This is a genomic window from Paracraurococcus ruber, assembly GCF_004353985.1.
Lineage (GTDB): Bacteria > Pseudomonadota > Alphaproteobacteria > Acetobacterales > Acetobacteraceae > Paracraurococcus > Paracraurococcus ruber.
The window spans coordinates 22,222-30,401 of record NZ_SMOA01000059.1 but is presented as its reverse complement, the minus strand read 5'-3'; the positions used below and the strand labels follow the sequence as shown (position 1 = coordinate 30,401).

The window sequence follows — 8,180 nt, the reverse complement described above, 5'->3', positions numbered from 1 at the left end:
CCGCACGCGGCAGCCCGGCGGCGCGGTGGCGCGCGTGGCGCGGGGGCGCATCCCGGGCGGCGGCGCCGGCCGCCCGGGCCGGCCTTTCCGCGCATTCCCTGGCGCCGGCGCCGTGACACGGCCGCATATCCTCGTCACGAGCCGCGCCTTTCCGGAGACGCTCGCCCGGCTGGCGGAATTCGCCACCGTCGAGGCCAATGAGGGCGAGGTGCCCTGGCCGCCGGCCGAGCTGCTGCGCCGGGCCGCCGGCGCCGATGGGCTGCTGGCCTTCATGCCCGACCATGTCGACGCAGCATTCCTGGCCGCCGCGCCGCGCCTGCGCGCTATCGGCTGCGCATTGAAGGGCGCCGACAATTTCGACCTCGCGGCCTGCGCCGCGCGCGGAATCGCCGTCTCCGTCGTGCCGGACCTGCTGACCGCCCCGACGGCGGAACTCGCCATCGCGCTCATGCTCGGGCTTGGCCGCCGGCTGCGGGAAGGGGATGCGCTGGTCCGCGGTGGCGGCTTCGCCGGCTGGCGGCCGGTGCTCTACGGCGCGGGGATCGAGGACAGCGTGGTCGGGCTCCTCGGCCTGGGCGCGGTCGGACGCGACATCGCCCGGCGCCTGGCGGGGTTCGGCTGCCGGCTGCTGTTCGCCGACGAGGCGGCGGCGCCGATGCCGCCGGCCGAGCGCCGCGACTGGCCCACCCTGCTGGCGGAAAGCGATTGGCTCGTGCTGGCCGCGCCGCTGACGCCCGGCACGCTGCACATCCTGGACGCGGCGGCGCTGGCGGCGCTGAAGCCGGGCGCGCTGGTGGTGAACATCGCCCGCGGGTCGCTGGTGAGGAGGCAGCGGTGGCCGCCGCTCTCGAGGCCGGGCGGCTCGGCGGCTACGCCGCCGACGTGTTCGAACTGGAGGATTGGGCCCGGCCCGACCGGCCGCGCACCGTGCATCCCGCCCTGCTGGCGCATCCGCGCACGCTGTTCACGCCGCATCTCGGCTCGGCCGTCGCCGCGGTGCGCCGGCGGATCGAACTGGCGGCGGCAGACAGCTTGGCGGCCTTCTTCGCCGGCGGACCCATGCCGGGCGGGCTTTGAGGCTGGTCGGGCGACCGACCCCTTGGCACCCTCCGCTGTCCGCCGCATATGTTGCCGCAAAGCAACCTGCCCGGTGCCGGGCAGCGGGAGAGGGGGAGCAGGATGGCCAAGCTGACCGTGAACGGCCGCGTCCATGATGTGGCCGTGGATCCCGAAACCCCGCTGCTCTGGGTGATCCGCGAGCAGATCGGACTGACCGGCACGAAATATGGCTGCGGCGTCGCGCAATGCGGCGCCTGCACCGTCCATGTCGATGGCCAGGCGGTGCGGTCCTGTTCCCTGCCGGTCTCGGCGGTGACCGAGGCGCAGAAGATCACCACCATCGAAGGCCTGTCGCCCGATGGCGGCCACCCCGTGCAGAAGGCCTGGGTGGCCCTGGACGTGCCGCAATGCGGCTACTGCCAGAGCGGCATGATCATGGCCGCCGCCGCCCTGCTGGCCGAGAACCCGAAGCCATCGGTCGCCGACATCCGGTCCGGCATCACGAATATCTGCCGCTGCGGCACCTACAACCGCGTCCAGGCCGCCGTGCAGCGCGCGGCCGGCACCAGCGCGGCCGGCTGAGGGAGGGCGAAGCATGTCCCAGACCATCGAGGCCACCCGCCGCGGCTTCCTCGCCACCGCCTCCGCCGCGCTCGGCGCCTTCACCCTCGGCTTCCGCATCCCGGAGGCGGCGGCCCAGCCGGCCGCCGCCGCGACGCCCGAGCTGAATGCCTGGGTCGTCATCCACCCCGACGACCGCATCGTCGTCCGCATCGCACGGTCGGAGATGGGGCAGGGCACGCTCACCGGCCTGGCGCAGCTGGTGGCCGAGGAGCTGAACGCCGACTGGTCCAAGGTCAGCACGGAATACCCGACGCCCGGGCAAAACCTGGCGCGCAACCGCGCCTGGGGGAACATGTCCACCGGCGGCAGCCGCGGCGTGCGGGAAAGCCATGACTATGTCCGCAAGGGCGGCGCCGCGGCGCGGATGATGCTGGTGCAGGCCGCGGCGAATCGCTGGGGCGTGCCGGCCGCGGACTGCGCCGCCGCGAAGAGCATGGTCACCCATGCCGCCAGCGGCCGCAGCGCCAGCTATGGCAGCCTGGCGGCGGAGGCGGCGAAGCTGGCCCCGCCGACCGAGATCACGCTGAAGGACCCGAAGGACTGGACCATCGCCGGCAAGCCGCTGCCGCGGCTCGACACGGTGGACAAGACGAACGGCAAGCAGGTCTATGGCGCCGACCTGAAGCTGCCCGGCATGCTGAACGCCGCCATCCGGGACTGCCCGGTCTTCGGCGGCAAGCTGGCATCCTTCGACGCCGCCGCCATCACCAGCCGCCCCGGCGTGCGCAAGGTGGTGCGGGTGAATGACAGCGCCGTCGCGGTGGTCGCCGATACCTGGTGGCAGGCCAAGACCGCGCTGGATGCGCTGCCGGTGGTGTGGGATGAGGGGCCGAATGCCCAGGTCTCCTCGGAAAGCGTCGCGGCCTGGCTGAAGGAGGGGCTGGACGCGCCGCAGGCTGCGGTCGGCAACCGCGTCGGCGATGCCCGTGCCGCCATCGCCGCGGCGCCGCGCAAGCTCGAAGCCGTCTATGGCTACCCGCACCAGAACCATGCCTGCATGGAGCCGATGAACGCCACGGCGCTGTGGACGGCGGAGCGCTGCGAGGTCTGGACGCCGACCCAGAATGGCGAGGCGGCGCTGGCCGCGACCGCCGAGGCGGCCGGCCTGCCGCCGGCGCGCTGCGAGGTGCACAAGATCCATCTCGGCGGCGGCTTCGGCCGGCGCGGCGCCGTCCATGACTGGGTCCGCCAGGCGGTCGCCATCGCGAAGGAGCTTCCCGGCACCCCCGTGAAGCTGCTCTGGTCGCGGGAGGAGGACATGCTGCACGGCCTGTTCCACCCCGTCACCCAGTGCAAGCTGACGGCGGGGCTGGACGCGCAGGGCAACCTGACGGGGATGCATATGCGCATCTCCGGCCAGTCCATCGTCGCCAGCATCTTCCCGCAGAACATCCGCGACGGTCGCGACCCGGTGGTATTCCAGGGCCTGAACCCGGATGGGCCGGAGGCTGCGATCGGCTATTCCATTCCGAACCTGCTGATCGACCACGCCATGCGCAACCCGCATGTGCCGCCGGGCTTCTGGCGCGGGGTCAACCTGAACCAGAATGCCATCTACCTCGAATGCTTCATGGACGAACTGGCGCATGAAGCCGGCAAGGACCCGCTGGAGTTCCGCCGGTCCCTCATGCAGCGCCACCCGCGGCACCTGGCGGTGCTGAACGCGGCGGCGGAGCGCGCGGGCTGGGGCACGCCGGCGGCACCGGTCAACGGACTGCCGGTGCATCGCGGACTGGCGCAGACCATGGGCTTCGGCAGCTATGTCGCGGCCTGCGCCGAGGTCTCCGTCACGCCGGCCGGCGAGGTGAAGGTGCACCGCATCGTCGCCGCCACGGATTGCGGCCATGCGGTGAACCCGCAGCAGATCGAGGCGCAGGTGGAGGGCAGCTTCGTCTATGGCCTGTCGGCCGCCCTGTATGGCGAATGCACGGTCAAGGCGGGCCGCATGGAGCAGGAGAATTTCGACACCTACCCCATGCTGCGGCTGGACGAGATGCCGAAGGTGGAGACGGTGATCCTGCCTTCCGGCGGCTTCTGGGGCGGCGTGGGCGAGCCGACCATCGCCGTCGCCGCGCCGGCGGTGCTGAACGCGATCTTCGCCGCGACGGGCAAGCGCATCCGCACCCTGCCGCTGAAGCACCACGACCTGCGGAGGGCGTGAGGGCGTTCCTGCTAGGCGCGCTGCTGCTGGGCGGCGCGGCGGCGGCGCAGCCCATGGTGGCGGGCGATGCGATCCCGGGATCGCTCACCGGCGCGCCGGGCGATGCGGCGCGCGGCAGGGCGATCGTGCTGGACCGGCAGCGCGGGCTCTGCCTGCTCTGCCACGCCGGCCCCTTCCCGGAGGAGCGGTTCCAGGGCGACCTGGCGCCCAGCCTGGCAGGGGCGGGCGCAAGGCTGAGCGAGGGACAGTTGCGCCTGCGGATGGTGGATGGGCGAAGGCTGAACCCGGACACCATCATGCCGGCCTATTTCAGCACCGAGGGGCTGCGGCATGTCGGCCGCGCCTGGCAGGACCGCAGGCTGCTGACCGCGGAGGAGATCGAGGATGTCGTCGCCTTCCTGGCCACGCTGCGCGACTGACCGCCGGGCCATGCTCGGCGGGTTGCTGGCGCTGTCGCTGGTGCGCCCCGCCGGCGCGACGCCCGAGGCGCTGGCGGCCGCGATGCGGGAATTCACCGGCGGCGCCGCGCCGCTGCCCGGCGGCGTGACCCTCGACATCCCGCCGCTGGTCGAGAACGGCAATGCCGTGCCCGTCGGCGTCGAGGTCGAGAGCCCGATGACCGAGGCCGACCATGTCCGCGCCATCGCCCTGTTCAACGAACGCAACCCGCTGCCGAACGTGATCACCGCGCGGCTCGGCCCCTGGTCGGGCGCGGCGCGGCTGTCCACCCGCATCCGCCTCGCCACCTCGCAGCGGCTGATCGCCGTCGCGGCCTTGTCCGATGGCAGCTACCGCATGGCGGAGCAGCAGGTGGTCGTCACCCTCGCCGCCTGCATCGAGGGCTGAGCGATGGTCCGCACGCTCCTCCGCGTCCCCGCCACCGCCCGGAGCGGCGAGGTGATCGAGATCCGCACGCTGATCGCGCATCCGATGGAAACCGGCTTCCGCCCCGGCGCCGACGGCACGGTGCAGCCGCGCGACATCATCCGGCGCTTCACCTGCCGCTTCAACAACCGGGAGGTTTTCGCGGCCGAACTGCATCCGGCGGTGGCGGCCAATCCCTACCTGACCTTCACGCTGCGGGTGGAGGAGAGCGGCATCCTCGCCTTCACCTGGGAGGGCGACAATGGGTTCTCCCAGACCGAGACGCGGCCGATCGCGGTGGCTTGAGGCGCTGGCCTGCGCCGGCGCGCTGCTGCTGCTCGGGGCCGGCCCGCGCTCCGGCTACGAGACCATGACGCCGCAACTGCGCGCCATGCAGGACGACGACCTGAGCAATCCCGGCATGCTGGCGGTCGCGGAGGGCGAGGCGCTGTTCGCGCGCGAGGGCTGCGCCGGATGCCACACGGCCGAGGCGATGCGCGGCGTCGCGGCGCGCTATCCGGCCCTGGATCGTGCAAGCCAGGCGCCCATCGACCTGTCCGGACGGATCGCGCAGTGCCGGGAGAAGCGGCAGCAGCGGCCGCCGCTGCCGCGCGAGGGACCGGCGATGCTGGCCTTGACCGCCTTCGTCGCGCACCAGTCCCGTGGCCTGCCGCTGCAGCCCGACCCGCGGCTGGCAGAGGCGCGCCGGCAGGGGGAGGCGCTGTTCCGCGAACGGCGGGGACAGCTCAACCTGTCCTGTGCCCAGTGCCACGATGACAATGCCGGCCGCCGGCTGGCCGGCAGCCTGATCCCCGAAGGACATCCCAACGGCTACCCGCTGTATCGGCTGGAGTGGCAGGCGCTCGGCTCGCTGCAGCGTCGGCTGCGCAACTGCCTAGTGGGCGTGCGGTCGGAGCCCTTTCCGCCCGGCGCGCCGGACTACGTCGCCCTGGAAGCCTATCTGGTCGCGCGGGCCCGCGGCCTGCTGGTGGAGACGCCGGCGATCAGGCCCTGAAGCGGTTTGCGGCTCTCGGACCGGCTGCCCCGGGTTCATGGCGCCTGCCGGCCCGGGTGGAGCAGCTTCCGTTCGCCATGGCTCGCGGCAACCGCTCCGGTCATTCGAGTCTGCGAGCATCTTCACCCGCTCAGGTGAGTCCACCTGATCGGGATCTGCTCTAGCCGTGCCGCGTGATCTGCACCAGGAAATCGATCAGCGCCCGCAGCTTGGCCGGGACATGCCGCTGCGCGGGATAGAGCACCGAGACCGGCGCGCCATCCAGCTCGAATGCGGTCAGGATCGCCCGGACATCGCCCCGCTCAAGGTCCTTGCGGTAGAGCCAGTAGGTGCCCTGCGCGATGCCGGTGCCGGCGACCACCGCTTCGCGCAGCGCATCGCCGCTGTTGATGACGGCATTGCCGCGCACCCGCAGCGTGAAGGGGCGGCCATCCGCGCCGCGATAGCCCCATTCCGGCCCGAAGCGGCTGATCAGGCAGTTGTGGCCACGCAGTTCCTCCGGAACCTGCGGCTCGCCATGGCTGTCCAGGTAGCGGGGTGCCGCCACCGTCACCTGCGTGCCGCGCGTCAGCAGCCGCGTTGTCAGGCGCGAATCGCTGACCTGTCCCGTCCGGACCGCCAGGTCGTACCCTTCCGCGATCAGGTCCACCGGCCCGTCGCTGAAATGCAGGTCGAGGCTGATCTCCGGATGGCGCGTGAAGAAGGCCGGCAGCTCCGGCATCAGGGTGACCCGGCCGAAGCTGAAGGGCATCACGGCACGGATGCGGCCGCGCGGCATGGCGGCGCCGCGCGTCAGCTCCGCCTCGGCATCCTCCAGCTCGGCCAGGATGCGCACGCAGCGTTCGTAGAAATCCTGGCCGGAATCGGTGGCGCGCAGCCGCCGCGTGGTGCGGGTGAAGAGCTGCGTGCCCAGCTCATCTTCCAGCCGCGCGATGGTCTTGGTGACCGCCGAGGGCGAGAGGCCGAGCTTCCCCGCCGCCGCGGTGAAGCCACCCTGTTCCACCACCCGCGCGAAGACGGTCAGTGCCAGGAAGCGGTCCATCAGGCCAGAAGGGCCATCAGCCGGGAGAGGTCGGGGGCGCGGTCGAGCGTCCAGAGCGCCTCGATCTGCGCCGCGGCCCTGTCGGCAACGCCGCCCAGCGCGGCATTCTCGGCGAATTTCGCCTCCAGCGCCGCATCCGACATCGGCCGCGCCTCGCTGCCGCGGGGCGTGGTGACGGTCGCCACCTCCTCCCGCCCATCGGCGAGGCGGATGGCGACGCGCGCGGCGCCGCGCGGCAGGCCGGCATCCAGCACCGCCGAGACCCGGCTGCGGAAGGCCGCCAGCGCCGGGTCGGTCACCGCCGGCGCCTCGAACTCCTCGACGCCGGCGCGGCCGCGGACCAGGCCGAGCGCCGCCGCATGGTGGATGCTGACCCGGGAGTCGCGCGCGGTCCGCACCACCCGGTCGCCACGCGCCAGCAGCAGCGCATCGCCGGCGACCGTCACCGCGGTGATCGCGTCCGGCACGACGCCCGGGCGGGCGCGCAGCTCCAGGCAGGCATCGATCACCGCATGGAAGACGATGCCGGCAGGGTAGGGCTTGTAGGTGTTGCGGCCGATCTCCCAGCGCGTGCCAAGGCCGCCGAGGATCGCCGCCATGTCGGGCGCATCGCCAGAGGCTCGCGCCCAGCCCAGCGCGCCCTCGATCGCCGCCGGCGCCGCCTCCCACCCCGCGGCGGCGAAAAGCGCGGCCTGGATCCCGTGCCGCGGCGCATTGCCGACGCCGATATTCTTCGCCGCGGTCGGCAGGTTCTCCACAGTGCCCGCGGCCTGGGTGCTGGCGATGCCGATGGCCTGCGCGCTGCGCGCCGAATCCAGCACCAGCAGCCGCGCGCAGCCCGCCGCGGCGCCGAAGGCGCCGCAGGTGGCGGTGATGTGCCAGCCGCGCGCGTAATGCCCTGGCGAGACGGCATTGCCGATGCGGCAGGCCACCTCCCCGCCCAGCAGGAAGGCATGCAGGACGGCGGCGCCGGACAGGCCGTGCTGCTCCGCCAGGGCGAACAGGGCCGGTGCGATCGGCGCCGCCGGATGGATCACGGTGTCCAGATGCGTGTCGTCATAGTCCAGCAGGTTGGCGGCGACCGCATTGACGAAGGCCGCGCCCATCGCATCCAGCCGCGTTTCCTGGCCGAACACGGTGGCCACCGGCATGCCCGACAGCCCATGCATCACCTGCAGCGCTGTCCGCACGGCCGGGTCGCGTGCGGTTCCCAGGGCACAGCCGACATGGTTCAGCAGGCTCCGCGCCGCCTCCCGCCGCAGCGTCTCCGGCACATCCTCCCAGCGGCTCTCGGCCACGAAGCGGCCAAGCGCCTCGGTCGCGGTGGGGTCGGGCATGCTGTCGCCTCTTCGATCCTGGACCCGGACGGCATAGCCCATCGCCGCCGCGCCGGCAGCCCTTTGCGCCCCGGCGCC

The 8,180-nt window shown here is 72.8% G+C and carries 8 protein-coding genes and 1 pseudogene; 7 read left to right on the top strand and 2 right to left on the bottom strand.

The window, feature by feature from the left end; translation table 11 throughout:
* Positions 1-25: 25 nt before the first annotated feature.
* From E2C05_RS13250 to soxA, 7 genes and pseudogenes are all read left to right on the top strand, one after another.
* Positions 26-1,077, top strand: a pseudogene (locus E2C05_RS13250) (NAD(P)-dependent oxidoreductase).
* Positions 1,078-1,179: 102 nt separating this feature from the next.
* Complete coding sequence (locus E2C05_RS13245) at positions 1,180-1,641, top strand: (2Fe-2S)-binding protein (protein WP_133220116.1); 462 nt, start codon at positions 1,180-1,182, stop codon at positions 1,639-1,641.
* Between the two features lie 13 nt (positions 1,642-1,654).
* Positions 1,655-3,844, top strand: coding sequence for a xanthine dehydrogenase family protein molybdopterin-binding subunit (locus E2C05_RS13240; RefSeq protein ID WP_133220115.1), 2,190 nt, complete (start codon positions 1,655-1,657; stop codon positions 3,842-3,844).
* Positions 3,841-4,263, top strand: a complete 423-nt coding sequence (soxX, locus tag E2C05_RS13235; protein ID WP_200305315.1) for a sulfur oxidation c-type cytochrome SoxX — start codon at positions 3,841-3,843, stop codon at positions 4,261-4,263. The genes E2C05_RS13240 and soxX overlap by 4 nt, the downstream gene beginning before the upstream one ends.
* Positions 4,229-4,690, top strand: coding sequence for a SoxY-related AACIE arm protein (locus tag E2C05_RS13230; protein ID WP_133220114.1), 462 nt, complete (start codon positions 4,229-4,231; stop codon positions 4,688-4,690). The genes soxX and E2C05_RS13230 overlap by 35 nt, the downstream gene beginning before the upstream one ends.
* Positions 4,691-4,693: 3 nt before the next feature.
* Complete coding sequence (soxZ, locus tag E2C05_RS13225) at positions 4,694-5,014, top strand: thiosulfate oxidation carrier complex protein SoxZ (protein ID WP_133220113.1); 321 nt, start codon at positions 4,694-4,696, stop codon at positions 5,012-5,014.
* The gene (soxA, locus tag E2C05_RS13220) at positions 4,971-5,723 is read left to right on the top strand and encodes a sulfur oxidation c-type cytochrome SoxA (RefSeq protein WP_133220112.1); all 753 of its coding nucleotides are present in this window, start codon (positions 4,971-4,973) and stop codon (positions 5,721-5,723) included. Before soxZ ends, soxA begins: the two co-directional genes overlap by 44 nt.
* A gap of 160 nt (positions 5,724-5,883) precedes the next feature.
* Here soxA and E2C05_RS13215 read toward each other — a convergent pair whose 3' ends face one another.
* Both E2C05_RS13215 and E2C05_RS13210 read right to left on the bottom strand, forming a co-directional pair.
* Entirely contained in the window at positions 5,884-6,765 is an 882-nt protein-coding gene (locus E2C05_RS13215; RefSeq protein ID WP_133220111.1) for a LysR family transcriptional regulator, read from the bottom strand.
* Entirely contained in the window at positions 6,765-8,102 is a 1,338-nt protein-coding gene (locus E2C05_RS13210) for an MmgE/PrpD family protein (protein ID WP_133220110.1), read from the bottom strand. Before E2C05_RS13210 ends, E2C05_RS13215 begins: the two co-directional genes overlap by 1 nt.
* Positions 8,103-8,180: the final 78 nt, after the last annotated feature.

Coding starts and splice junctions, on each gene's coding strand:
- E2C05_RS13245 (WP_133220116.1), top strand. CDS start 1,180: ATGGCCAAGCTGACCGTGAACGGCCGCGTCCATGATGTGGCCGTGGAT.
- E2C05_RS13240 (WP_133220115.1), top strand. CDS start 1,655: ATGTCCCAGACCATCGAGGCCACCCGCCGCGGCTTCCTCGCCACCGCC.
- E2C05_RS13230 (WP_133220114.1), top strand. CDS start 4,229: ATGTCGTCGCCTTCCTGGCCACGCTGCGCGACTGACCGCCGGGCCATG.
- soxZ (WP_133220113.1), top strand. CDS start 4,694: ATGGTCCGCACGCTCCTCCGCGTCCCCGCCACCGCCCGGAGCGGCGAG.
- soxA (WP_133220112.1), top strand. CDS start 4,971: ATGGGTTCTCCCAGACCGAGACGCGGCCGATCGCGGTGGCTTGAGGCG.
- E2C05_RS13215 (WP_133220111.1), bottom strand. CDS start 6,765: ATGGACCGCTTCCTGGCACTGACCGTCTTCGCGCGGGTGGTGGAACAG.
- E2C05_RS13210 (WP_133220110.1), bottom strand. CDS start 8,102: ATGCCCGACCCCACCGCGACCGAGGCGCTTGGCCGCTTCGTGGCCGAG.